Source organism: Blautia marasmi (assembly GCF_900258535.1).
Taxonomy (GTDB): Bacteria; Bacillota; Clostridia; order Lachnospirales; family Lachnospiraceae; genus Blautia; species Blautia hominis.
Genome location: NZ_OIWX01000001.1, coordinates 3,701,705 through 3,728,082 on the forward strand (window position 1 = coordinate 3,701,705; position 26,378 = coordinate 3,728,082).

Annotated in this window: 24 protein-coding genes; 20 read left to right on the plus strand and 4 right to left on the minus strand. The window is 47.7% G+C overall.

Annotated features, from left to right (window positions below; translation table 11 throughout):
* Nucleotides 1–4 precede the first annotated feature (4 nt).
* The 11 genes from C6P39_RS15965 (at nt 5) to C6P39_RS16015 (ending at nt 12,655) form a co-directional block, all read left to right on the plus strand.
* Nucleotides 5–346: a hydrogenase maturation nickel metallochaperone HypA gene (locus C6P39_RS15965; protein ID WP_104804442.1), complete on the plus strand. Its 342-nt coding sequence runs from the start codon at nt 5–7 to the stop codon at nt 344–346.
* 11 nt (nt 347–357) lie between these two features.
* Nucleotides 358–1,413, plus strand: a complete 1,056-nt coding sequence (locus C6P39_RS15970) for a DUF5692 family protein (protein WP_330407082.1) — start codon at nt 358–360, stop codon at nt 1,411–1,413.
* Between the two features lie 280 nt (nt 1,414–1,693).
* Entirely contained in the window at nt 1,694–2,404 is a 711-nt protein-coding gene (locus tag C6P39_RS15975) for an SGNH/GDSL hydrolase family protein (RefSeq protein ID WP_104804444.1), read from the plus strand.
* A 35-nt stretch (nt 2,405–2,439) separates the two neighbouring features.
* Nucleotides 2,440–2,892 carry a YhcH/YjgK/YiaL family protein gene (locus C6P39_RS15980; RefSeq protein ID WP_104804445.1) on the plus strand — a complete coding sequence of 151 codons (453 nt, stop codon included), beginning with the start codon at nt 2,440–2,442 and terminating at the stop codon, nt 2,890–2,892.
* Between the two features lie 170 nt (nt 2,893–3,062).
* Nucleotides 3,063–3,920, plus strand: coding sequence for an AraC family transcriptional regulator (locus C6P39_RS15985; protein WP_207657133.1), 858 nt, complete (start codon nt 3,063–3,065; stop codon nt 3,918–3,920).
* A 137-nt stretch (nt 3,921–4,057) separates the two neighbouring features.
* Entirely contained in the window at nt 4,058–5,398 is a 1,341-nt protein-coding gene (locus C6P39_RS15990) for an ABC transporter substrate-binding protein (RefSeq protein WP_104804446.1), read from the plus strand.
* 84 nt (nt 5,399–5,482) lie between these two features.
* Entirely contained in the window at nt 5,483–6,370 is an 888-nt protein-coding gene (locus C6P39_RS15995; RefSeq protein ID WP_095171694.1) for a carbohydrate ABC transporter permease, read from the plus strand.
* Entirely contained in the window at nt 6,370–7,203 is an 834-nt protein-coding gene (locus C6P39_RS16000) for a carbohydrate ABC transporter permease (RefSeq protein WP_104804447.1), read from the plus strand. Before C6P39_RS15995 ends, C6P39_RS16000 begins: the two co-directional genes overlap by 1 nt.
* Before the next feature lie 27 nt (nt 7,204–7,230).
* Nucleotides 7,231–8,343, plus strand: a complete 1,113-nt coding sequence (locus tag C6P39_RS16005; protein WP_104804448.1) for a Gfo/Idh/MocA family protein — start codon at nt 7,231–7,233, stop codon at nt 8,341–8,343.
* 4 nt (nt 8,344–8,347) lie between these two features.
* Nucleotides 8,348–10,834 carry a sialidase family protein gene (locus C6P39_RS16010; protein WP_242987058.1) on the plus strand — a complete coding sequence of 829 codons (2,487 nt, stop codon included), beginning with the start codon at nt 8,348–8,350 and terminating at the stop codon, nt 10,832–10,834.
* Nucleotides 10,835–11,314: 480 nt separating this feature from the next.
* Nucleotides 11,315–12,655: an MATE family efflux transporter gene (locus C6P39_RS16015; protein ID WP_095172367.1), complete on the plus strand. Its 1,341-nt coding sequence runs from the start codon at nt 11,315–11,317 to the stop codon at nt 12,653–12,655.
* A 436-nt stretch (nt 12,656–13,091) separates the two neighbouring features.
* Here the strand turns inward: C6P39_RS16015 and C6P39_RS16025 are convergent, their stop codons facing one another.
* Nucleotides 13,092–14,135, minus strand: a complete 1,044-nt coding sequence (locus C6P39_RS16025) for a LacI family DNA-binding transcriptional regulator (protein ID WP_242987059.1) — start codon at nt 14,133–14,135, stop codon at nt 13,092–13,094.
* A 651-nt stretch (nt 14,136–14,786) separates the two neighbouring features.
* On the opposite strand from C6P39_RS16025, the gene iolG reads away from it, so the two are divergent.
* The 3 genes from iolG to C6P39_RS16040 are packed head-to-tail and all read left to right on the plus strand — an operon-like array spanning nt 14,787 to nt 17,993.
* The gene (iolG, locus tag C6P39_RS16030) at nt 14,787–15,797 is read left to right on the plus strand and encodes an inositol 2-dehydrogenase (RefSeq protein ID WP_104804449.1); all 1,011 of its coding nucleotides are present in this window, start codon (nt 14,787–14,789) and stop codon (nt 15,795–15,797) included.
* 2 nt (nt 15,798–15,799) lie between these two features.
* Nucleotides 15,800–16,588 carry a TIM barrel protein gene (locus C6P39_RS16035; protein ID WP_104804450.1) on the plus strand — a complete coding sequence of 263 codons (789 nt, stop codon included), beginning with the start codon at nt 15,800–15,802 and terminating at the stop codon, nt 16,586–16,588.
* Between the two features lie 46 nt (nt 16,589–16,634).
* Nucleotides 16,635–17,993: an MFS transporter gene (locus C6P39_RS16040; protein ID WP_104804451.1), complete on the plus strand. Its 1,359-nt coding sequence runs from the start codon at nt 16,635–16,637 to the stop codon at nt 17,991–17,993.
* Between the two features lie 35 nt (nt 17,994–18,028).
* On the opposite strand, the gene C6P39_RS16045 is transcribed toward C6P39_RS16040, so the two are convergent.
* Nucleotides 18,029–18,451 carry a MerR family transcriptional regulator gene (locus tag C6P39_RS16045; protein ID WP_095171678.1) on the minus strand — a complete coding sequence of 141 codons (423 nt, stop codon included), beginning with the start codon at nt 18,449–18,451 and terminating at the stop codon, nt 18,029–18,031.
* A 288-nt stretch (nt 18,452–18,739) separates the two neighbouring features.
* Between C6P39_RS16045 and C6P39_RS16050 the strand changes: the two genes are divergently transcribed.
* Entirely contained in the window at nt 18,740–19,459 is a 720-nt protein-coding gene (locus tag C6P39_RS16050; protein ID WP_104804452.1) for a class I SAM-dependent methyltransferase, read from the plus strand.
* Nucleotides 19,460–19,520: 61 nt separating this feature from the next.
* Here C6P39_RS16050 and C6P39_RS16055 read toward each other — a convergent pair whose 3' ends face one another.
* Nucleotides 19,521–20,132 carry a TetR/AcrR family transcriptional regulator gene (locus tag C6P39_RS16055; protein ID WP_095171673.1) on the minus strand — a complete coding sequence of 204 codons (612 nt, stop codon included), beginning with the start codon at nt 20,130–20,132 and terminating at the stop codon, nt 19,521–19,523.
* A 147-nt stretch (nt 20,133–20,279) separates the two neighbouring features.
* Here C6P39_RS16055 and C6P39_RS16060 point away from each other — a divergent pair, with 147 nt between their 5' ends.
* The 5 genes from C6P39_RS16060 to C6P39_RS16080 all read left to right on the plus strand — a co-directional run bounded on the left by C6P39_RS16060 (nt 20,280) and on the right by C6P39_RS16080 (nt 25,168).
* Nucleotides 20,280–20,804: an SCP2 sterol-binding domain-containing protein gene (locus tag C6P39_RS16060; protein WP_104804453.1), complete on the plus strand. Its 525-nt coding sequence runs from the start codon at nt 20,280–20,282 to the stop codon at nt 20,802–20,804.
* A 127-nt stretch (nt 20,805–20,931) separates the two neighbouring features.
* Entirely contained in the window at nt 20,932–21,969 is a 1,038-nt protein-coding gene (locus tag C6P39_RS16065) for an alpha/beta hydrolase (protein ID WP_095172365.1), read from the plus strand.
* Between the two features lie 20 nt (nt 21,970–21,989).
* Complete coding sequence (locus tag C6P39_RS16070) at nt 21,990–23,390, plus strand: condensation domain-containing protein (RefSeq protein ID WP_104804454.1); 1,401 nt, start codon at nt 21,990–21,992, stop codon at nt 23,388–23,390.
* Between the two features lie 20 nt (nt 23,391–23,410).
* Nucleotides 23,411–23,638 (plus strand): acyl carrier protein, encoded by a 228-nt coding sequence (locus C6P39_RS16075; RefSeq protein WP_095171665.1) that lies wholly within the window; start codon nt 23,411–23,413, stop codon nt 23,636–23,638.
* A gap of 15 nt (nt 23,639–23,653) precedes the next feature.
* A complete protein-coding gene (locus C6P39_RS16080) occupies nt 23,654–25,168 on the plus strand; it encodes an AMP-dependent synthetase/ligase (protein ID WP_104804455.1) in 1,515 nt (504 codons plus the stop codon).
* Here C6P39_RS16080 and C6P39_RS16085 read toward each other — a convergent pair.
* Nucleotides 25,165–26,025, minus strand: coding sequence for an AraC family transcriptional regulator (locus C6P39_RS16085; RefSeq protein ID WP_104804456.1), 861 nt, complete (start codon nt 26,023–26,025; stop codon nt 25,165–25,167). The genes C6P39_RS16080 and C6P39_RS16085 overlap by 4 nt on opposite strands.
* Nucleotides 26,026–26,378: the final 353 nt, after the last annotated feature.

The following is a 26,378-nucleotide window of genomic DNA, read 5'->3' on the forward strand; positions in this document are numbered from 1 at the left end:
TCCTATGCACGAACTGGGAATCCTGGATGCCATGATCCACACTATTGAGGATGTGGTGCGGGAGGAAGGGGCAGAAGAGGTGGAACGGATCGTTCTGGATGTGGGGGAACTCTCCGGAGTTGTGCCCAGATATCTGGAAGAGTGCTGGCCTGCCGCCAGATATAAGACTTCCATGGAGGAAACCAAACTGGAGGTCTGCGTCGTGCCCGGCATGGTAAAGTGCCGGGACTGCGGCAGGGTCTTCAATGCCATGGAGTATGATATGCGCTGCCCCGGCTGTGAGGGGCAGCAAATGGAGATCCTATCGGGAAATGACCTGATGATCAAAGAAATATTATGTAAGTAGGGGGAATGGGTATGTTTGCATTTTATGAGGGTGTTCCCACAGCGCTGGTACTGCTTGTGTGGCTGTGTGTGTTCGTAAGCCTCTTTGCGCTCAATGAGGTGACCAGAAGATTTAAGTGGGTGGGCTTTTCCGCCTTTGTGATCCTGCCGGTGGTGCTGACGATCCTGTGGCTCACAGCCTTCAAGGATACGGCGTATATGGACTGGTTCCATTTGGCAAAGGTGTACTCCTCCACTGCGGGCTGTATTGGTTTCTGGTGCATCCGGCATGTGAAGAAACTGTCATCCAACCGGATCGCCCTGTGTTTTCCGCCTCTGATCCTGGCAGTCAATATCTGTGAAGCTGTGCTTCGGGACTTTGAGATTGGAAGATATGTGACTCCAGTCATGGAGTATACCAACAACCAGACACAGTATTATATCGGCGGTGCCTGGAATTACATGAACGGCATTGCGGGGATCCTGAATATCATCACCATTACAGGATGGTTTGGCATCTGCATCCGGGCCGTCACGAAAAAGGATGGAAGCAAAGATATGCTCTGGCCGGATATGATGTGGTTCTGGATCGTAGCCTATGATCTGTGGAACTTTGCGTACACGTACAACTGCCTGCCGACACATGCCTGGTACTGCGGGTTTGCCCTGCTGCTGGCGCCTACCGTATGTGCGTTTACAGTGGGAAAAGGAGCCTGGCTGCAGCACAGGGCCCACACGCTGGCACTGTGGTGTATGTTCGCCCAGACCGTGCCTGCTTTCCAGGACGCCAGCCGGTGGATGGTACATTCCACATCCAGCAAAGCCATTGCAGATGCCGCGGTTTCCCAGGGGTATGTGGCGGCGGACGGTTATACCGCTCTGGTGGAGCCGGGCATTTACCAGCTTGCGTCGGCAAATCCCAACACAACGGCACTGTTTCTTGTGAGTCTTCTTGCACTGCTTGCAAATATAGGGGTATTCGTCTATATGATCCTGCATATCCGCAAGACAAAACGGAATCCATATAAGACAGACCTGTACTTGGATCTGCCGTCATATAAGAAGATCAAGGCACTGGCAAAATCCTGACTTTTACAGGAGAAAAAATAGACAGCAGAATTAAAATCTGCTATAATAAAGCATCTGAATAACAGGTGTGCCCAGCAATTGGAAGACTGCCAAAAAAGGTTCTTTGTAAGGACCCTTTTGGCAGTCTTTTTTTGCAGGGGATTTACAGGTCCTCCGTATTGGAAATGAGCATATTGTGCTATTTTTGAGTGTATACTCCATATTAAAATCAGAAGCATTTTGCTATAATTTTTAAGAAAAGCAGGTGACTTCGTGCAAAGGAGAGAAGGAGGGATGGCACATGATTGCAACGAACGAGGGATATGCCAGGCCGGAGTATTTTACCAGGACTGCAGCAGCGGACAGCAGAAGGAAAGAATTTGACATTAAAAATCACTCTCTTATTTATACGGACCAGAAGCCGGACTTCCTGTTCATTGGGGACTCCATCACCCATTACTGGGAGTTAAATGCATATTTTAATCTGCCGGGGCAGCTGATCGTGAACAGGGGAATCGGCGGAGACACTACAGAATATCTGAAAAGGCGGTTTTATGCAGATGCATTGCAGTTAAAACCCAGGTACTGCATAATGGGCATTGGAATTAATGATTCCATTGAGCTGGAAGGGGACTATTGGAGAAGGCTGGAACCGACACCCTATGAGGAGGTCCTTACAGCCGCCCAGAGAAATATAAGTGATATTATACGCCAGACAGAAAATACGGATACCACTTTGATCCTCACCTCCCTGCTGCCGATACACATTCCAATATTGTTAAATGAAGCGGTCCGAAAAAGATATATCAAAGAGATGAATGCATGGCTGGCGATGACAGCCAGAAGGAAAAAGCTGATATATGTAAATTATTATCTCACCACCACCTTTCCGGGAACGGACAAGCTGCTGGGGGGCATTACTTATGACGGTCTGCATCCCAACGCAAGAGGGTATGAAATTATGGCGGCAGTTTTGAAGAATACGCTGCATCAATACAAGATCAATCTGTAATATCACACAGGGAAGAATATCAGGAGGAAAGTACCATGATTTTTGATTCTATCAGGAATAAGGAAAACTACAGGGAGTATGAAACACTCTATACGGTACTGTGCTATTTGGAGGGCCTGCACCGGGGAGAGCTCCCTCAGCCCAACACCGTGATCGCTGAACATAAAATTTTCTGCAATCCTGTTTCCTTCACATCAAAACCGGAGGAGGCATGTATCTATGAAGCACATAAAAAGTATATAGATTTACATTACATCGTGTCAGGAAAAGAGAGGATTGCCACAGCGGATGTCAGATCACTGGATGAGACGGTGCCCTATGACGCGGATAAGGATATCGGGTTTTATAAAGGCCGTGCGTCCGGACATAGTCTGCTGAAACCGGGTGATTTTATGGTGTGTTATCCCAGTGATGCCCATATGGTGGCAATGATGGAGGATAAGCCGGAGAAAATAGAAAAAGTGGTGGTTAAGATAAGCGTGCAGTGAACGCGGCCATTGGCCCGTGACTGGGAAGGTACGGGATAAGCGGGCGATCAACAGAGTAAGAGAAGGGACGGGCAGCTATAAAGTGCAGATAGATAACAGTATCTTCACTGATAGCTGTCTTATTTATTGCAGAAAGCGGATGCATAAAAGGATACAAGGGGGATTACGGCATGTCAGTGATTGACAATATACGTTTTACGTTTCTTTACATTGATCTGTACTCCATGGGAAGAACATGGGTATACCCGGAATCAGTGATTCCGTATAATATTTTCCGTTATATAGTGAAAGGGAAGGCAGAGTTCTGCATTGATAATGAAGAGATCCTGGTGGAAGAGAACCAGATCGTTTACATACCCAGCGGGTGCAGTATGTCCTGCCATGCACTCAGCGATACATTTGAATTTTTCAGTATCCGTTTTACCACCTCTGTTTTTTATGAGGGAGAGGATGTTTTAAAAGAGTATTACGGAATACCGAGAGTTACGGAAAATATGGGCGAGGACAGTTTTTTCAGAGAGATTTACAGATGGGTGAAAACAGAACACACAGCCAAAAAGTGTTTTGTGCGTGGATATCTGGATCTGCTCATAGGCTCCCTTTCTGTCAGAGGAGAGAAAATAGACAGGGGCAAAGGGGAGATTAAAAGCGCGGAGTATGATTTGGAAAAAATTAAAAAAAGGGCCATGAAAACCAAGAAACAGATTGATTCAAGAGTACAGATAGTGGCAGATTATATCGTCCTGCACCCGAAAGAAAGATATACTCCCGAACGAATGGCAAACATGGCGGAACTGAGCAAACAGAGGTTCAGCAGTCTTTTTAAAGAAAATATGGGGAAAACACCCATGGAATATGTGAGGGAGATCCGTCTTACCACGGCGGCAAGAGCACTTTTGGTGAGCAATGACAATATCAATGACATTGCCTATGAGGTGGGGTATGAGGATGCCAATTATTTTATCAGGGAATTTAAGTCAGCGTTTGGGTTTACGCCCAATCAATACAGGAGGGTGGCAAGAGAATAAGATAAGTGTCCAGTGCTATTATTGAGCGTTTGGTTAGTAGATGTACACAAAAAAAATAGGTAAAATATACCTATCATTTACATATTGATACGGCCGATATCAAAAAAAGAATCAAAGTGAGCAGAAAGGAGAGCTTTATGAAAAGAAATTTGGCAATATTGTTAGTGGGGACAATGATAGTTTCCACCATGCTCGCAGGATGCGGACAGAACGGCAGTACAGATAGTGAGCAGACAACAGCAAAAACAGGGGAACTGAAAGGTGACATTACCTTTTGGCACTCTTTTACACAGGGACCCCGTTTGGAGGTTATACAGGAGACGGCGGACCAGTTTATGAAGGATAATCCGGATGTGAATATCACCATCGAGACTTTTTCCTGGGGTGATTTTTATACGAAGTGGACCACAGGCCTGGCTTCAGGGAATGTACCGGATATGAGTACAGCGCTTCCCGGACATGTTGTGGAGATGATGGATGCAGAGGCTCTGGTTCCCCTGGATGATCTGATCGACGACATAGGGAGAGATAAGTTTTCAAAGACCGCTCTGTCAGAGGGAGAAAAGGATGGTACCTGTTATTCCCTGCCCCTGTATTCCCACGCGCAGGTTATGTGGTACAGAAAAGATTTGCTGGAGGCAGCAGGTCTCCAGGTTCCTGTAACCTGGGATGAATTTGCGGAGGCGGCCAAAACACTTACAAAAGACGGCGTCTATGGCTGTTCTTTCCCCTGCGGTTCCAATGATCTTATGGGAACCCGGTTCCTGAACTTCTATGTGAGAAGCGGCGGAGGGAGCCTTCTTACGGAAGACCTGAAAGCAGACCTGACCAGCGACCTGGCTATTGATGGTATTAACTACTGGCTGGATATTTATAATAATTGTTCCCCCAAGGATTCTGTAAACTATGCGGTGTTAGACCAGGCAACCCTGTTTTACCAGGGAAAGACGGCCTTTGATTTTAACTCCGGTTTCCAGATCGGCGGTGTTGAGACCAACTCTCCTGATCTGGTGGACCAGATCGACTGTGCGCCTCTTCCAAAGATAAATGCAGATGATCCGGACTATGGCGCGGAAACTTCCAATATTCCTATGGTGGTGTGGCAAAACTCAGAGCATCCGGAAATATGTAAGGAATTTATTAAAAAGTTATACGAAAAAGATACTTATATCAAATTCCTGGAAGCAACCCCGGTGGGAATGCTGCCATCCATTACGGGAATCGCAGATACAGCAGAATACAAAGAGAATGCGACGGTACAGAAATTCTCCAATGCGGTAGATGTTATCACTAAGGCCATGGATATGGGAACCGCCATAGGATTTGAACAGGGACCAAGTGTCCAGGCAGGCCTTCTCACGTCCCAGGGAATCATAGAGAGCATGTTCCAGGATATTATCACAAACGGAACAGATGTAAAAGAGGCTGCACAGGCAGCAGAAGACAAACTGAATGAGGTATTCAGCACTGTAGAGTGATTTTGAATACATAGCATGTTACCGGGGACTGCCCAACCCACCACATAAGCGGGCAGTCCCATCCCTAAGAAAGGCGGCATTTTAGTGAATAGAAAAGTAAAATTTGATTATGCCCGCTGGATTTTCGTACTTCCTGCATTGCTGGTTGTGGGGATACTGCTCATATATCCGATCTTTTCCAGTTTATATTACAGTATGACCACCAAGCATCTGATTAAAGCGACATATGATTTTATAGGATTAGAAAATTATAAAGCGGTTTTATCGGACTCTAATTTTTATAAGGCATTTTTCACATCCATACTCTGGACAGTAGGTTCCCTGCTGGGACAGTTGTTTATTGGATTTACGGCGGCATTGGCGATCAACCGGGTAAAGATCGGAAAAGGTGTTTACAGAACCCTCATGATCATTCCCTGGGCATTTCCGTCTATTGTGATCGCACTTTCCTGGAAGTGGATACTGAACGGTGTTTCAGGTTTCCTTCCCAATATTCTTGTCCAGTTGGGCATCTGCAGTGAACTCCCGCAGTTTTTAAGTGACAGCAGCCTGGTGTTTTTGACGTTGATCCTGATCAATGTCTGGTTTGGTGCACCTATGATCATGGTAAATGTGCTGTCCGCGCTGCAGACGATCCCCCAGGACCAGTATGAGGCGGCTCAGATTGACGGCGCTTCCAAATTCCAGCAGTTCTGGCATATTACAGTACCCCATATTAAGATCGTGGTTGGTCTTCTGGTGGTCCTTCGTACAATCTGGGTATTCAACAACTTTGATATTATCTACCTTCTCACAGGCGGCGGTCCGGCAAATGCCACAACCACGGTACCTATTTATGCCTACAATATGGGCTGGGGAACCAAACTTCTGGGCAGGTCATCGGCAGTTACCATGCTCTTGCTGGCCTTCCTGCTGCTGGTTTGTGTGATCTACTTTACAATTATCGGAAAATGGGAAAAGGAGGACAAGTGATGACGAATCGAAAAGAAAAGATTGGAAATGGGCTTTGTCATGTATACCTGATCCTTTTGTCCTTTATTGCCTTTTTCCCCTTAGTGTGGGTTTTGCTGTGTTCCGTAAAATCCTCAGGAGAACTGACGGCAAATCCAACCCGCTTTCTGCCGAAAGAATTTACCCTTGAAAACTTTGTCCATGTGATCAAGGATTTGGGCTTCGCGGGAAATATCAGCAACAGTTTGATCATTGCGGTGTCCACCACCTGTATTGCCATTGTGATCTCATCCATGGCGGCCTATGGGATCGTGAGATTCTTTCCGAAGCTGGGCTCTATTATGTCAAAGGTTCTGGTGGCAACGTACATGTTTCCGCCGATCCTGCTGGCAATCCCATACTCCATGGTTATGGCAAAGCTGGGGTTTGTCAACACCAGAGTGGGCCTTGTCATTGTGTATCTCTCCTTCAGTGTGCCGTATGCGGTGTGGATGCTGGTAGGCTTTTTCAAAACCGTGCCCCTGGGTATTGAGGAGGCGGCAAGAGTGGACGGGGCCAATAAGGTCCAGACTTTTGTGAGGATCGTACTTCCCCTGGTCATGCCGGGGATCGTGGCAACCGCCATCTATACGTTTATTAACGCATGGAATGAATTTTTGTATTCTTTGATTCTTATTAACAGCACAGATAAAATGACTGTGTCCGTAGCGCTGAAATCCCTTCAGGGTTCTGAGATCCTTAACTGGGGAGATATGATGGCAGCATCCGCCCTGGTGGTAGTTCCGTCTGTTATTTTCTTTATGTTCATCCAGAATAAGATCGCAGGCGGCATGACGGATGGAGCGGTAAAATAATACTGAATATATTTGGAGGTAATGGATATGAAAACAATAGGATACGCAATTGTGGGAACCGGTTATTTCGGTGCAGAGCTTGGACGTATTATGAAAGAACAGGAAGGCGCCAAAATTGTGGCAGTCCTTGACCCGGAAAATGCGCAGACTGTGGCAGAAGAACTGGGATGTGATGTGGAAACAGATTTGGATACCCTGTATAGCCGTCAGGATGTAGATGCAGTGATCGTGGCAACGCCCAATTATCTGCACAAAGAGCCGGTCATAAAAGCAGCAGAACACGGAGTAAATGTTTTCTGTGAGAAACCTATTGCACTGAGCTATAAAGACTGCGATGAGATGGTAAAAGCGTGCCAGCAGCACGGCGTTACTTTTATGGCAGGACATGTTATGAATTTCTTCCGGGGCGTGCGCTACGCGAAAAAGCTGATCAATGAGGGTGTGATCGGAAAAGTTCTGTACTGCCATTCTGCCAGAAACGGCTGGGAAGAACCGCAGCCAACCATTTCATGGAAAAAAATCAGAGAAAAATCAGGAGGGCATCTGTATCACCATATTCATGAACTGGATTGTGTACAGTTCCTGATGGGCGGGATGCCAGAAACGGTCACCATGACAGGGGGAAATGTTGCCCATCAAGGGGATGAATTTGGCGATGAGGACGACATGCTGTTTGTAAATATGGAGTTTCCCGACAACCGTTACGCAGTATTGGAATGGGGTTCAGCCTTCCATTGGCCGGAACATTATGTACTGATCCAGGGTACAAAGGGGGCTATCCGTATTGATATGTGCGACTGCGGAGGAACCTTGAAAGTGGACGGAAAAGAGGAGCATTTCCTGGTACATGAATCCAGGGAGGAGGATGATGACCGCACCAGGATATACCACGGAACCGAGATGGACGGGGCCATTATGTACGGAAAACCGGGTAAAAAGCCGCCTATGTGGCTGCACAGTATTATGAAAAATGAGATGAAATATTTAAATGGGATCATGCACGGAGCAACAGCCGATGATGAGTTCAGACCCCTGCTCACAGGTGAGGCAGCAAGAGCCGCCATCGCAACGGCAGATGCATGTACCAAGTCCAGATATGAGAACCGCAAAGTGCAGTTGAGTGAAATAATAGGAGATTAAAGGTATGTATAAATTCAGGAAAAGAATCGTTGTATTTGCAGTTGTATCGGCAGTTTGTGCTGCTTCCTTCAATGTATATGCAGCAGTGGACAGCCGGAATTTATCAGAAACAGAAATAGAGACAGCAAAGGGACGGGAAAATACTGGCCCGCAGGAAGCAGGGACAGGGCAGGGACGGGAAAATACAGCCCTGCAGGAAGCAAAGACAGCAGAGAAACAGGAAAATACTGGCCTGCAAGAAGCAGAGACAGGGCAGGGACGGGAAAATACTGGCCTGCAGGAAGCGGAGACAGAGCAGGGACGGGGAAATACTGGCCTGCAGGAAGCAGAGACAGAGCAGGGACGGGAAAATGCAGCCCTGCAAGAAGCAGAGACAGCGGAGGAACAGGAAAATACTGGACTGCAAGAAGCAGAGACAGAGCAGGAAACCGGGAACACAGAGCTTGTGGAAACAACAATGGGAACGCCTGTTTTAGAAGCGGATAATATAGAGATCCGGGAAGGACAGGGATATCGTCTGGATGAAGAGCAGGGAGCGGAATCTGTAAAAGCGTTAACTCAGGGTACCATTGTTATTTCTTATCAATCCACAAGCCAAAATGCCATTCAGTCTTTATTCAGTGTGGGAAACAGCACGGCAGGGAACCAGAACAGACATTTCCATATCTATGTGACAAGTTCCGGTGGTGTGGGTATGGAGCTGAGAAATACGGATGGAGTGTTTAAATATACCCTTGACAGACCGGCAGCGGTCCGTGGCCTCTATAAGGGGGAAAGAGTGTTTAATACGGTTGCGTTCAAGGCGGATGCGGAAAATAAACAGTATAAGCTGTTCGCCAACGGAGAATTGCTGGCGGTATTGGACGAGGATGATTTTAAATTTATCAGTGACATTACCGGAGTGGACAACGTCACTTTGGGAGGAACCATGCGTCAGGGCAGTGTGGCTTATCCTTTTGGAGGGACCATAGGAAACATCAAAATATACAGTGATGTCCTCTCTGATGAGGAATTGATCGGGACAACAGGAGAGACGGCTTACGCAGAAAATATTTTCTACGCGGGGGACGCTACACGATCCAATTATTTTAGGATACCCTCCCTGCTGACGTTGGATTCCGGGACTGTTTTGGCTGCGGCAGATGCCAGATATGGCGGAACCCATGACTCCAAAAGTAAGATTAATATTGCGTTTGCCAAGAGCACAGACGGGGGAAATACATGGGGAGAGCCCACACTGCCGTTAAAGTTTGAGGATTACGTGGCAAAAAATATAGACTGGCCCAGGGATTCTGTAGGGAAGAATGTACAGATCCAGGGGAGCGCTTCTTATATTGACCCTGTATTGCTGGAGGATAAGGAAACGAAAAGAGTATTTCTTTTTGCGGATCTGATGCCCGCTGGAATTGGCAGCTCCAATGCCTCTGTAGGGTCCGGTTTTAAGGAGATAGACGGCAAAAAATATCTGAAGCTCAGATGGCATGAAGATGGAGCGGGTGTTTACAATTATTCTGTCCGTGAAGACGGTGTTATCTATAACGATGCCACAGGTGAGCCAACCGAATACACGGTAGACGGGGAATATGATCTTTACCAGAACGGAAATAATCTGACCTGCAGACAGTATGATTATAATTTTGAAGGTTCGACTCTTTTGGAGACCCAGACGGATGTAAATGTAAATATGAACATATTTTATAAGGATTCCGTTTTTAAGGCGTTTCCAACAAATTATCTTGCCATGAGATATTCGGATGATGAGGGAGAGACATGGTCTGACCTGAATATTGTCAGTACCTTTAAGCCTGAGGAGTCTAAATTTTTAGTAGTGGGTCCCGGTGTCGGCAAGCAGATAACAACAGGTGAATACGCGGGAAGGCTGCTGGTTCCCCTGTACTCCAAATCTTCGGCAGAGCTTGGATTTATGTACAGTGATGACCATGGGGATAACTGGACTTATGTGGAGGCGGATGACCGGACAGGCGGCGCCACAGCAGAAGCACAGATCGTTGAGATGCCGGACGGCTCCTTAAAAACATATCTGCGCACAGGCTCCGGTTATATTGCGGAAGTCACAAGCGTTGACGGAGGAGAGACTTGGAGCGACAGAGTCCCATTGACAGGGATCAGTACAACTTCTTACGGCACACAGTTGTCCGTTATCAATTACTCTGAACCTGTTGACGGAAAACCGGCCATAATCCTGTCTTCACCAAACGCCACAGAGGGCCGGAAGAACGGTAAGATCTGGGTTGGTCTGATCAATGACACAGGGGAAACAGGGGTCAATAAATATTCTGTGGAATGGAAGTATAGCTATGCCATTGACGATCCGCAGATGGGGTATTCCTATTCCTGTCTGACAGAACTGCCAAGCGGCGAGATTGGCCTGCTGTATGAAAAATATGATTCCTGGTCACGAAATGAACTGCATTTAAAGAACATACTGAAATATGAGAGATTCACAATAGATGAATTGATTGGGCAGTAAAATTGAGCAAAATCCTGTATCGGGGATCCTTCGCCGGTCATTAAAATCGGTTGGCTTATGAATCATTAAAATCGGCTGAGTTATGAATCATTAAAATCGGTTGGCTTATGTATCATTAAAATCGGTTGACTTATGACATTAAGATCGGTTGACTTATGAATCTTGACAAATAAAAAGTCATGTTATATAATGACAGCGTTCATCGGAGGTGAACCATTCGTAAAGAAATGGTAACCGGATAAGATGCTGGCTGAGATGCCTGCTTCTTATCCGGTTTTTTTCCGGTAAAAATGAAAATTCAGTACAGCGTTGTGTTTATCTTGCGGTAAAGAGTGCTTGATATCCGCGTCAGAGGTGTGTGCGAAGCGACTTCATAGAGTGTCTATGACCAGCTTTACGGGCGCGGTCCCGGCGCGGACAGCGGGTGATGATGACTGTGGGATTCATGCAAGGCTGTACATACAGGAGAGGAAAGATATCATGAGTGAAGGACAGAATTTTACAAAGGGAAAGATCCTGATGCCCCTGGTTAAATTTGCTTTGCCGGTGCTTGCAGCTATATTTTTGCAGACTATGTACGGGGCGGTGGATATGCTGGTTGTAGGGCAGTTTGCCCAGGCAGCAGATGTATCGGCAGTCTCCACAGGAAGCTGGCTGATGCAGCTTATCACGGCTTTTGTGGTGGGGATCGCCATGGGTACCACCATTCTTCTGGGAAGAAAGATCGGTGAGGGGAGAGCAGAGGAAGGCGGAAAGATCATTGGCGCCAGTATCATGCTTTTTATTGTCATCGGTGTGGTGATAACGGTTCTTATGGAAGTGTTTGCTGTGCCTATTGCCAAGATCATGCAGACGCCCCCGGAGGCATTTGAAGCTACGGTTTCTTATGTGAGGATCTGCTCGGCAGGGGCGCTTTTTATAGTGGCGTATAATGTGATCGGCAGTATTTTCAGAGGGCTTGGGGATTCTAAGATGCCGCTTGTTACAGTGGCGATCGCCTGTGTGTTTAATATTGCGGGGGATCTGCTGCTGGTGGGTGTCTTTGAGCTTGCCACCGCGGGGGCGGCGATTGCCACTGTGCTTGCGCAGGTGCTGAGTGTGGTGATCTCCCTGCTGATCATCAGGAAGAGGAAGTTTCCCTTTGTCTTTCATAAAAAGGATATTGGTTTTGACAGGAAGCGTATGGGGGAAGTGTTCCGGCTGGGATTTCCTATTGCGTTTCAGGATGTTCTGGTGGGGATCTCATTTTTGGCGATCACGGCGATTGTCAATTCCCTTGGGGTGATCCCGTCTGCCGGAGTGGGTGTGGCGGAGAAGCTGTGCGGGTTTATTATGCTGGTGCCGTCAGCGTTTAATCAGTCTATGGCGGCGTTTGTATCCCAGAATATGGGTGCCGGAGAAACAAGAAGGGCAAAGAAGGCGCTGTTATGTGGGATTGGGATGTCTGTGGCCGTGGGTGTTTTGATGGCTTATGGGGCATTTTTCCATGGGGATATTCTGTCCGGGGTTTTTGCCAGGGACGGGGAGGTTATCGCGGCTTCGGCGGAGTATCTGAAGGCGTATGCCATTGACTGTCTGCTGGTTTCTGTGATGTTTTGTATGATTGGGTATTTTAATGGATGCGGGAAGACTTTGTTTGTGATGGTGCAGGGGATCGTGGGCGCTTTTGGGGTGAGGATTCCGGTGTCGTTTCTTATGAGCCGGATGGTGCCGGTTTCACTGTTTGGGGTGGGGCTGGCGACGCCTTGTTCTTCGGCGGTGCAGATCGTTTTGTGTGTGGGGTATTTCTTTTGGGTGAATCGGAAGGTGGCTCACGGATGAAGGTGGCTCACGGACGTCACTATAGATAGGAGGCCGGAGGGCTGGTCGGTCCGTGGGGCTTCCTCCCAGACAGCACCTCCGTCGGCAAGTCCTGCTAAGCAAAAATGGAAGTCCCAGGCAAGGCACCGGACAGAACCGCTGTCCAGCCTTTATGGCTGAACAGCTCAACTGTCCTGAAATTCCGGCTGGTAACCGGAATTTCTCCTTGCCTGGGACTTCCATTTTTACTAAGCAGGTCTAAGCCTCCTGCGGAATGCTGCCCGGGAGGAAGCCCCACGGACCGACCAGCCCTCCGGCCTCCTATCTATAGTGACTGGTGGTGGGAACGGGAGGATGGGAGCGTTCATTTGGTATGTTACGTCGGTATGGTTATGAAGCGTTTGGTTACTAAGTGGTGAGGGTGTTATAGGGCGGAGTTACTGGGGGACAGGCCGGTTTAGAGGTTTTGGGAGCAGAGGATGGAGATGTTGGCGGCGGTGTCCTGGGTGGGGGGGAGTTTTTGTTTGTGTAGGTAGTCTCTTAGGTAGATCAGGGGGAGGTAGCCCTGGCGGTGGAGGTCCTGGGAGATGGAGAAGTCTATGGTTCCATCAGTGAGGAGAGATTTCGTGTGTTCTGACATGTCATGGCAGATAATACGGAGTTCTCCTTTTTTTTGGGCGGTTTCCACGGCTTTGGTGCAGCCGGCTACGCTGCGGTTGGCCATGTAGATGGCTTTTATCGTGTCGTCCTGCTGGAGGGCGGTGAGGACTTTTTTGTAGGTGAGCTGGTAGTTGTTGTAGGTTTCTATGACCTGGATTTGGTCGTGGGGGAAACCAATCTCGGCCATGCGGGTTCGGAAACCGTCCAGACGGGCACGGTGGCCGTCAAACTCCAGGTTGCCTGCTGCGGCTAGGATCTTGCCCGAGGCGGGGATGCATTTGCTGATGAGTTCGGCCGCGATACGGCCGCTTTTGTTGTAGTCCTGACCGATGAAGCAGAGCCGGTCTGTGCCGGGTAGGTCGCTGTTGAAGGTGATGACAGGAATGCCATTTTCGGTGAGGGATTGGATCTTTTGTTCAATGGCGGGGTCGTTCATGGTGCAGACCGCAGCACCCTGAATGCCTTCTTTTAGTAGAGTGTCCAGTTTTTCAATGCTTTCCTCCGGTATGTCGGTTTCACATTCTTCAACTAGGATTTTTACATGGAAGTCTGTAAGCTCTGCCTGGGCAGCTTCTATGCCGCGCATGATTTCCCAGCGGAAATGACCGGTCCAGTTGGGTAAAAGCACACCCAGCTTGATCGGCGGAAAACCCTGGCCGAACAGGGTTTTTTGATATGTGCTTCGGGGTGTGAGGTAGCCTGTTTCCTGAATGGCGGCCATGACTCTGTCGTATACATCAGGACTTACGTGGGAACGGTTGTTGAGAACACGGTCAACCGTTCCACGGGATACACCTGCTTTGTCAGCAACCATCTGTATGGTTGGTTTTTTATTTATCATGTTTCCTCCTGTTTCTTTATGTCTATGTGTACGTGCTATTGCACGGGGTGAAGTTTTCAGTGTGTGATGTTTTATAAATGAATTTTATCATATGGGGAAGTGGGTTGTAAATAGGGGAATTGGTTAAGTTTAACAATGAGGGGAGGCAGGAGGGCTGATAAAATGGTATGTTCAAAAGCACAAAATTGTGAAATGTTGCTAAAGATGAAAAAAAGAGAGGCAGAATGTTGACAAATCGCTGTGGATTTCCTATAATTGTAAGTGCAAAAGCACATAGGATGCAAAAGCACAAGGTATATACCAAAATAGAAAAGTGTAGTGATCAAAGAAGAAGCAATGCATGCAATCCGGGAAGTAAAGCAAATTTAAGCAGCAATGAAATCAAGCAGCAATGAAATCAAGCAGCAATGAAATCAAGCAGCAATGAAAAATTAAGCAGCAATGAAAAATTAAACAGCAATGAAAATTAAGCAGCAATGAAAAATTAAGCCAATGAAAATTTAAACAGCAATCTAAATTTAAGCAGCAATGTAAATGGATGCCGGCGCAATAACAAGAGATGTGTGCGGAAGGACGGCTCTGTGAAAGAGTTACAGCGGGTGGGAAAAACAAAATAAATAGCAAAATAATGGAGAGTAAAGGAGTATTGAGATGAAAGCAGGAATTATTGGAGCAGGCAGAATCGGAAAGGTACATGCGAAGAATATTTCTATGTTTGTACCGGAGGTGGAGATCAAGACCGTGGCAGACCCTTTTATGAATGGAGAGACAGAGAAATATCTGAGAAAATGCGGGGTGCGGAATGTGACGAAGAATGCGGAGGATATTCTGCAGGATGAGGAGATTGAAGCGGTATTGATCTGTTCCTCCACAGATACTCATTCCAGGTATATTATGGAGGCGGCAAAGGCAGGAAAGCATATTTTTTGTGAAAAACCGATAGATTATGACCTGGGAAAAGTCAGGGAAGCGATCCGGACGGCTGAGGACGCCGGGGTGAAGCTGCAGATTGGATTCTGCCGCAGATTTGACCATAATCACAGAGGTGTTTATAACATGGTGCAGGATGGAAGGATCGGGAAAGTGCAGATGATCAAGATCAGCTCCAGGGATCCGGAGCCGCCGGCAATTGAATATGTGAAAGTGTCCGGCGGGATTTTTTATGATATGATGATCCACGATTTCGATATGGCCCGCTTTCTGGCTGGAGGTGCTGAGGTGACGGAGGTTGTGGCGGCAGGTTCTGTGCTGATTGACCCGGCTATCGGGGAAGCGGGTGATGTGGATACGGCTGTCGTAATGCTGAAGTTTGACAATGGGATTATTGCCACAATTGACAACAGCAGAAAAGCGGTGTATGGCTATGACCAGAGGGTGGAAGTGTTTGGCTCCCAGGGATGTGTGCGGAATGAAAATGACGTGCCCAATACTGTGGTGCTTTCAGATGCCGTAAGTACCACCTGTGAGAATACATATAAAGTCATGTGGGACCGTTACACAGGTGCGTTTGTATCAGAAATCCAGGCATTTGTGGAGGCTGTGGAGAAGGATAAGGAGACGCCTGTTACCGGGATGGACGGGCTGTATCCTGTTCTGATGGCAGCCGCAGCCACAAAATCCCTGAAAGAGGGAAGACCTGTTAAAATTGAGGAGGTAGAGTGAAAATGAGTCTGAGAAAATGTGCCTGTATTGACACCTTGTATACAGAACTGCCCTGGGAGGAAAGATTTCTGGCAGCAAAGAAGGACGGCTTTGACGCTGTGGAATTTTGGGACTGGAGGATCCGGAATCTGGAGGATACCGGAAAAGCAGCGAAAGAAGCGGGGATTGCCATCAGCGGATTTAACGGGGATGCGGATTATTCCCTGGTTGATCCGAAACACAGGGAAAAGTATGTGGAATACCTGAAGGAATCTGTTAAGGCGGCAAAGACTGTAGGGGCAGCCAGTGTGACGATCCATTCCAATGCCCTGGGCGATGGGGGAATTGTGGTAGATCATTATGAGGATCTCTCCCATACAACAAAGCTCTGCTCCATGTACCGCACACTTCTGGACTGTGTGGAAGTGGCAGAAAAAGAAGGGATCTGTCTGAACCTGGAGGCTCTGAATATTACCACTGACCATGTGGGGAATTTTCTGGAAACCACGCAGATGGGGGCAGAAATCTGCCGTCTGATTGGGTCGCCCAGGCTGAAACTGCTCTACGATGTGTATCATATGCAGATTAATGAAGGCTGTATCTGTGATACGGTTTCCAGGTATATAGACCAGTTTGGGCACATCCATGTGGCGGATGCCCCGGGGCGCCATGAACCGGGCACAGGTGAGATTAATTATAAAAAAGTTCTGCGCCATCTGGAGGCATGCGGTTACACGGGGTATGTGGGGTACGAACTGTTTCCGCTTTATGATACAGCGGCGGCTGTGAAGGCTATTATGGAAGAATGCTGAAAAGATAATATAAAAATATGGAAGATCATGTGGCGGGGAGGTCATTATGAAGAAGAAAATAACCTTTGGGACAAGGGTAGCTTATGGATGCGGGGATACGGCCTGTAATATTGTGTACGGTATGATATCCACGCTGCTGACATTGTTTTACACAGATTATGTGGGGATTTCACCGGTGACTATCGGTATTGTCATGCTGGTGTCAAGAGTATTTGACGGCAGTTCTGATCTGATCATGGGATTTCTGGTGGACAGGACCAAATCCAGATGGGGGAAATCAAGACCCTGGATCCTGTGGATGACGGTTCCCTATGCCATAGCCGCGATCCTTATGTTTACAGTGCCCCACACCACGGATTTTTTGAAGGGGATATACATATTCGTCACCTATAATCTGACCACTACGGTTATCTATACAGCCATCAATGTGCCCTATGGTTCCCTGTCCACCATGATGACCAGGGATTCTTATCAGCAGGATCTGCTTTCTATCTTCCGCATGATCTTGTCACCGGTGGGGCGTATTATTTCCGTGACGTTTACCATGCCTCTTGTGAAAGTATTTGGAAATGACCAGTCCGCATGGATCAAGACCATGTGCATCTGGGTTGTTATCGCGGTAGTGTTGCTGCTGTTCTGTTTCTTCCGGTGTGAGGAGACGGTGGCCACAGAGGCGAAAAAAGAGGAGAAGCGTTCCGTCGGGGTGAATATAAAGGCTCTTGTGACAAACAAGTATTTCTGGTGTGTGCTGGGGCTGTGGTCGATCCAGGTTATCCATATGACCATTGTGGGAACAGACCTGCCTTATTACTGTAAATATATTTTCGGAAATGACACGTGGATGTACAGCACCCTGTATTTCCTGGAAACCGTGTGCATGATCGGCGGCGCTGCAGCCTGCCCGTTTTTGATCAAAAGATGGGGAAAGAGGAATGTCACACTGGCGGGCTGTCTGATTGCGGTGGGCTCTCAGATACTGGTACTGGTCAATCCTTATAATTTTCAATGGCTGTTTTTCGTGACGCTTATCCGTTCCGTAGGGGCATCCCAGCTCTCAGCCACAATCTTTGGTATGCTGGGGGATGTGGTGGAATACGGCTATTGGAAAAATGGGTTCCGCCAGGAAAGCCTGGTGTTTGGCGGCGCAAGCCTGGGCTTCAAAGTGGGAACCGGTATCACAAGTGCCATCATGACAGGCCTTATGACCGTGAGCGGCTATATCAGCTCCACAGGTACACAGGTGATGCAGCCGGACTCCGCTGTAAGGACGATCGGAAATATCTATAAGTTTGGTCCTATCATTGTATGGGGAGCAGCGGTTGTGATTCTGCTGATGTACAAGCTGGATAAAATGTATCCGCAGATTGAACGTGACCTGCTGGAGCGGGAAATGAAAAAAGAATAGGAAAATGCGGCAGGGCAATAAGCTCTGCCGCATTTTTATGCTGTTTTGCCGTCCCCGTCCTGTGCGGTCTTTTCTTCGTGCAGTCGCTGCAGGTTTCGTTCCGCGGCCATCATGCTCTGCTCGTAACGCTCGATTTTGTAGTTCAGCCGGTCCAGGGAGGCCTGCATGTCTTTCATACGCTCTGCCAGTTGGTTTCTCTGGTCAATGAGAAGGTTTTTTCTTGCGTCAAGTGTGGCGTCCCCTTCCTGGAACAGGGAGACATATTGAATGAGTGCGTCAATTTGTACACCCGACTTCCGCATACATTTCATTAGCTCGATCCATTGGCAGGATTCCTCGTCGTAATCCCGGATCCCGCTTTTATTTCTGGGAACAGAGGGGATCAGGCCAATGCGCTCGTAGTAACGGAGCGTATCGGCGGTTAAACCGTATTTTTTGCTTACTTCCGTGATGGTCATGAATGATTCCTCCATTGTGATTCAGTAGGTCTGCGCATTTACTGTTGCTTTCAGTATAACGCCGGAGGGAACATCAGGTCAACGAAAAACAGGGGGTGACAAAAAATATGGCTTGCCATATTTCCTTTTCGGATCGTGGATGTGGACCAACAGGCATTGGCCTGGCGGATTTGAAGGAGAGAAGAGAGTGGATCAACTTTAAATAGAAGGATGTATGAGGTGGATTTTCAAAGAACCGCCCTGTAGAATAAAAGGGAAGAGAAATTCATATACAAGGAGGAAGGCGGAATGTCTGTTGTTATAAGAGAAGACCGGGAGCAGTATATGCAGGATCTGCGGGACTGGCTGGAGCAGGAAAAAGATGTGCCCCTTGAGGAGATGTCCCAATTTTTTAAGCGGCGTATCGGGACGTATGAGGAACATATGCAGACCTGGAAGGAGGCTTATATAAGGATCGCTGACTGGATAGGCAATGATACAAAAAGCATATTGGATCTGGGCTGCGGAACGGGGCTGGAACTGGAATCTATTTTCCGGAAGTATCCCCATATCTGTGTGACGGGAATTGATATGTGCAGTACCATGCTGGAACAGTTGGAGCGCAAATATGAGAAAAAGGATATAAAGCTTATCTGCGGAGACTATCTTCAGGAGCCTTTTGAAGAGGCAGGTTATGATATGGTGATATCTTTTGAATCCCTGCATCATTTCCTGCCTGAAAAAAAGAGAGGGCTGTTTGAAAAAATCCGGGCGGCGCTGAGGCCGGGAGGAAAATTACTGGAGGGGGACTATATTGCCTGCTGTGAGGAGGAAGAAGTGCTTCTTCGCAGGGAATGCAGCAGAAAACGGGAGACAGGAGGAATTTCGGAGGAGCAGTTTGTACATTTTGACATTCCCCTTACCTTGGAGCATGAGACAGAGCTTCTTCGGCAGGCAGGATTTTCCCAGGTAAATGTGCTGGACTGTATAGAAGGGGCAACATTTATAGAAGCAGTCAAAAGTAAGTAAAAAAAAGAGTATGCGGACAGAATCGTGATCTGGCCTGCATACTCTTTTTTGGGATCCGGTCCTAGTCTTCCCACAGATAGGCCAGTTTACCCTTTTCGATATGAAAGCTGGTTTCCAGCATATAAGTAAAGACATCCAGTGTCTTTTTCGTGTGTTCCCGGCTGTCCCGTGTGAGATGGTTGTCCAGCTTGATCGTGAGGATGATCAGGACGATCTCAGAGACTTCTTCCGGGGATTTGCAGTGCATGGATCCCTCCCGGTTGCCCTGGCGGATAATGTCTGCCAGGATAGGACGCAGGTTTCTCACCATAATGCGTATGTACTGCTGATGCAGCAGGGCGCTTTGCTGCAGCTCAAAGAAGTTGTTTGACTCCTGGCGGAGAAGTTCCATGGAAGACTCCCGGCAGGTGCGGAAAATGACTTCCATTTTGGTCAGGGCGTCCATATCCGTGGCATCCAGCAGATTTTTGGCCTTCTCTATGGCTGCGGAGTAGGAGCGCTCAATGACGGCCTCCAGGATTTCCTCCTTGGATTTGAAATAATAGTAGATACTTCCCTTTCCGATGCCGGCTTCTTTGGCAACATCGCTGACGGATATGGACTGGGCGCTGGTTTGGTTCATCAATCTCTGCATTGCGTCCAGGATCATATCCTTTTTTCTATTGTTTTGCATAAATATCGTTCTCCATTTTTTTTAATAGTAACATGATAGCATAAAAATGTAAACTTGACTACCAGTCGAAAAAGTGGTATCTTGTTTACAATCCAAATTCGACCAGTGGTCGAAAAATGGCGAAAAATGTATGGAGGTAAAAAATACATGACTTATCAGGAATTAGTGAGTGAGATCAGAGACATTTTTATGCAGGCGGATGTGAGCGGGATCAAGGAACACATAGCCTATCAGTTCGATATCCGGGGGGAGGCGGAAGGTGCCTTTTACGCGGAAGTTTCAGAGGGGAAACTGTACATAGAGCCATACGAATATTATGACAGGGATGTGCTGTTCACAACCACAGCGGATACACTTTTGAGCATTGCGGGAGGCACTATGGATGCTATTGCCGCATTCACACAGGGAAAACTGCAAGTGGAGGGCAGCTTTGACAAGGCACTGCTGCTTCAGAACTTCTCTAAACAGGCCAACAGAGAAAAGAAAAAGCAGAAAAAGGCAGAGGAGAAAAACCTGAAGACTGAGATAAAGCAGGCAAAAGCAGAAAAAACTGCAGAAAAGAAAGCCGCGGCCGGACCGGACACCACGGTGTCTGTGAAGACGGATGATATCATACAGCCGAAGGCAAATACAGTCAAAAATCCGGTCAAAAGACTGCTGAAAAACAAATAACCAAATGGCAGATAACCAAATGGGCAGATAACTAAATGGCAGATAACCAAATGGTAGATAGCCAAATGACAGATAACCAGGGGCGGGGGGCACTGCGGATGTGTGGACAGACGTGATGACAGGAGGAATATCTATGAATGGATGGAGTTTGTTACTGGGAGCAGGAGCGGCGGCCGCTGCAGGGGAATATGGGATTGCGTCTTACTTTTTCAGACGGACCATGCTTCGGCAGAAAGCCACAACCAAGAGAACTATGGATATGGCAGGCACCAACTGGGATCTTTACATGCCGAAGCTTAAAAAGATGAAAGAGTGGATGCTGAAACAGGAACGGGAGGATGTGTACATTACGTCCGGTGACGGGCTGAAACTCCACGGAACGTATTTTCCGGGGCAGGGGGGCAAAAAGCTTGTACTCTGTTTTCACGGCTATACCAGCAAAGGTATGAGTGACTACATAGGGCTGTCCAACTATTATCTGCCCAGAGGATATCAGATGCTTCTGGTGGATGAGAGGGCCCATGGAGACAGCGAAGGGACTTACATCGGATTCGGGTGCCTGGACAGGGAGGATGCGTTTCTCTGGATCAAATATGTGGAGGAGCGCTTTGGCAGTGACTGTGAGATTTGGCTTCACGGCACTTCCATGGGGGCATCCACAGTGCTTATGACAAGCGGTTTGAAGCTTCCTTTGCAGGTAAAAGGGATTGTTTCCGACTGTGCGTTTACCTCCGCCTGGGATGTATTTGAGCATGTGCTGAAAGACCAGTACCATTTACCGGCTTATCCTATCCTGAAAATCTCGGACAGCATGTGCAGGAAAAAGGCGGGGTACGGGCTGCGGCAGTTAAGCGCGTCCGAGGAGGTGAAGAAAGCAAAGGTTCCCATACTTTTTATCCACGGGGATGCGGATACCTTTGTTCCGTGCAGGATGTGTTATGAGATTTATGAAAACTGCGCATCAAAAAAGAACATGCTGATCATACACGGGGCAGGCCACGTGGAAGCTTTCTATAAAGAACAGGCACTATACGAACAGAAGCTGACAGAGTTTCTGGAGACAGCAGGGGAGGCTGAGGAGTCTGTGATCAGAGAGGGAAGCACCGGGGACGCTGAGGCGTCTGTAACCGGAGAGGGAAGCACCGGGGACGCGGTTCCCGTGTAAATAAGAGAGGAGTTTGACATATGAAAGAGAAATTTGGCAAACCACTGTATCCGTTGACTGCAGCACAGAAGCTGCACTTTTTCTACCAGAAATACTGCCCGAAAAAGCAGGTACTGAATATCGGCACCAGCCTGACCATTCAGCAGAGTCTGGACTTTGGCGCGCTGAAGGAAGCCATTTACCAGGCGTATGCCAGATGCGAGTCCATGCGGCTGCGTTTTACGCAGGATGAGGACGGCAAGGTGTATCAGTACATTGCCGACAGGGAAGTAAGAGACATTGCATTCTTTGATTTTACCGGATGGCAGGAGTGCCATGCAGCGGATAAGATGAAAGAGTGGACTTCCGTTCCCTTTGAACGGTTTGATTCCCCGCTGAACCGGGTGGTCATGATCATCACACCGGATGGTTTCCAGGGGATCTATCTTCTGGTGGATCACATGACCATGGATGCCCAGTCCCTGATCTTGTTTTTAAAAGATGTGATAGAGATTTATGCCAACATGAAATATGAGGGCATGGAATATCCCAAGGAGATGAAATCTTACATAGAGCAGTTGAAAAAAGACCTGGAATATGAGATGGATTCAAAAGCAAAGAAACGTGATACCGAGTTCTTTGAGAAGATGATCGCCTCCTCGGAACCTATTTTCAACAGCATTTTCGGTCCGGGCAAACTGGAGGCAGAACGGGAAAGGGAAAAGAACCCGGATTTAAGGGCAGTTACCAATGTTTCCGACAATGTGGATGCCAACATTATCACATTCCAGCTGGAATCAGACCCCTCTGAGCGGCTGATGCAGTTCTGTGAGGAGCATCATATTTCCATGGTGTGCCTTTTGATGATGGGGCTGCGCACATATCTGCAGAAGGTGAACGGCAATGATGATGTTTCCATCAACACCACAGTGGCAAGGAGGGCTACCTTGTCTGAAAAGAAATGCGGGGGCACCAGGATCCACTGCTTCCCGTTCCGCACTGTGGTGGAAAAGGATGATACGTTTATGGAGGGCCTGAAAAAAATCAGGGACGGACAGAACCAGATATTCCGCCATGCCAACTTCGACCCCACCGCTTTTTACGCGTACAGAAACAAGTATTATAAATTAAGATCAGGACAGACCTATGAACCGCTGAGCCTGACCTACCAGCCTTTGACCCTGAAGGGAAAGGGACTGGAACGCCTGGAGAATATCCAGTATAAATCCGCCTGGTACAGCAACGGTGCCGCGGCACATGCCCTCTACCTGACAGTTATGCACAGGGCTGAGGACAATGGCATGAACTTTAATTTTGAACACCAGACGGGTGTGGTACATTTTGAGGACCTGCAGTATCTCTATTACTACCTGTGCCGGATCATTTTCAAAGGTGTGGAAAATCCGGAGATGACAGTGGGAGAGATCATAGAGTCTGTTTGATAGGAGAGGGAGGATAAGAGATGTTTGAAAAACTAAGAGATATGATTTGTGAATATGTGGAAATAGATAAAAACACGGTTACGGAAAATTCCAGATTCGTGGAGGATCTGGGGTTCACGTCTTATGATTTCATGAGCATGATAGGCGAACTGGAAGATACCTTTGATATCGAGGTGGAGGAGCGTGAGGTTGCGGAGATCAGAACCGTGGGCGAGGCTATGCGCTACATCGAGAGTCTCAAGGAATAGAACGGGAGGGGAATTATGAGTGGTCAGATCAACACCATGAAGGATATTATCGGCTATGCGGCGGAAACTTACGGGGAAAATCCTGCCATCCGTTATAAAGTCAGAAAAGAAATCATCACAAAGACATATGAGGATATAAAAAAGGACAGCGAGGCTTTTTCCAGGGCTTTGGACCACATAGGGATGCTGGGAAAGCATGTGGCTGTCATCGGGCCAACCACTTATGAGTGGATCATCACTTATTTTGGAGCCGCAAACAGCGGATGTGTCATTGTCCCTCTGGATGCGCAGCTTCCGGCGGCGGATGTCTGTGAGCTTCTGAACCGGGCGGATATCAGTGTTCTGGTCTACGATGAACTCCGCAGGGATGTGGCTGAGATGGCGGTAGAAAAATGCCCGGATATCAAGTGTATGGTTTCCATGCAGGCAAAAGAGAACACAGAGAATGTCATGTCCCTGCAGGAGCTTCTGAAAATACATACAGGCAGTTTTTCCTGTAGTCCGGATCCGGATAAACTGTGTGCTATTTTATTCACGTCAGGGACAACGGGCAAGAGCAAAGGGGTTATGCTCACCCACCGTAATCTGACCGACAATGCTGCCTGTCTGGATATGAAGATCCCGGCGGGAACCGTATCCATGACGCTTCTTCCCATCCATCATGCCTACTGTTTTACCATGGATATCCTGAAAGGGATCTATATCGGCATGGTTATCTGTATCAATGATTCTATCATGCATGTGTCAAAAAACATGAAGCTGTTCAAGCCTGAGATCGTGCTTCTGGTTCCCATGGTGATTGAATCCATTTATAAAAAGCTGAAGGAATCCACAGGCATCCTGCCAAAGAAAATGGTGGCAAAGGCTGCTTTTGGCGGCAATTTAAAGACCATTTGCAGCGGCGGGGCCTATCTTCCACCGGAGATGGTGGGGGCATTTGCCGAGTACGGTATTACCGTTTTACAGGGGTACGGTATGACGGAATGTTCCCCTGTCATCAGCACCAACCTGGAATGGGATGCAAAAGAAGGGTCTGTGGGAAAACTTCTTCCAAATTGTGAGGCAAAGGTTGTGGATGAGGAAATCTGGGTGCGGGGCTCCAGTGTTATGATGGGTTATTACAAGATGCCCAAAGAGACGGAGGAAACCCTGGAGGACGGATGGCTCAAAACCGGCGATTTGGGGTATGTGGACAAGGATGATTTTGTGTTCATCACAGGAAGGAAGAAAAACCTGATCATCCTGAAAAACGGGGAAAATGTCTCACCTGAAGAGTTGGAGAACGAGATCAGCAGATCACCTTTTGTAAAAGAGATCATTGTCAGAGAGACAGAATCAGTCATAGAGGCCGAGATCTTCCCGGATTATGAATATGCCGCTAAAAAAAGGATCAAAGATGTCAGAGAAAAACTACAGGAAGTGATTGACAACTTCAACAAAGGCCTTCCTCCCTATAAAAAGATCCACGGCTTGAAGATCAGGGAGGAAGAGTTTGAGAAGACACCTTCCAAGAAAATAAAACGCTATTAGCCGGATTTCCCCAAACGCTGCACATACTGTCTGGGTGTCATGTCCCTATATTTTTTAAAGGCCCGGACAAAGTAACTGCTGTCATTAAATCCGCATTGGTAGGCGGCCTCTGTGACGGAAATGCCTTCCGCAGCCATGAGATAGCAGGCCCGTTCAACGCGGTAATAGTTCAGGTAATCTATGGGTGTCCTGTGGATCACCGCGCGGAAAAAACGGCAGAAATATTTAGATGACATGCCGGCCAGCCTGGAGAGGTCATCCAAGGTGATCGGGTTTTGATAATTCAGTTCCATATATTCCAGCACAGGCTTTAGCTGCTGGAGCCTGCCTTCGGCGTTGTTTTCGGAGGCACAGGGGGTGTAATATTCCCCGGCAAATACAATTCCATAGAGTTCAAAAAGCGCTCCGAGGGAAGTCATTTCCCATCCGGAGCTTTTTTTGCGCAGGGAAGTATACAGAGTTTCTGCACGGGAAAGGATATCAGGCTGTTTTTGGGTGAAACGCATGAGGATCTGAATCTGGCGGCGCTGGATCTGATAAAGATAACGGCGCACAGCGTGCGTGTGCATGAGCAGAGGCTGAGGATCAAAAACCGCGCACTCATAGATACAGTTCTCCGGTTCCCCGCCGTGGATGACGCCCTCCCCAATATAAATTAATTCCCCTGCGCTTACCACATACTCCCTGTCATCCAGACTGAGGCGGAGCTGTCCCTCCAGAACGCGGAGCAGCTCCGTCTCTTTGTGCCAGTGGAAGGGCATGTGATAGCGGGGATGGTGTTCGTCCACGTAGTAATAGGCCAGAGGGAAATCTGCTGTTCCGTGAGCCTGTTTTTCATTATAGTCCAGATAATGCATAGGTACCTCCTGCCTGTGGATCATCCCATTGCTTGGCATGATCCTGCATAAGTTTTTTTCATAACGGTGAAGGTGGTGAATAGTTATGGAAAAGGTGAATATTGTCCTGTTTTTTGCCATTATATCACAGGAAATATATTGAAAACAAGATTAGGATGAGAATATAAGAAAAATAGAACAGTTCACGGTAACAGTTCAGACAGGTCTGCGCATTTACTGCGCTGACCGTATGAAAAAGTAGTGCCAGCTTTATCCGGCCCATCGCGAAGCGATTTTTAATGGCTGGATGCGTAACAGTTCACGTTATAACCGATTCAGACTCCCCTGCCCGACAAGCGGAGGCTCATAGGGGA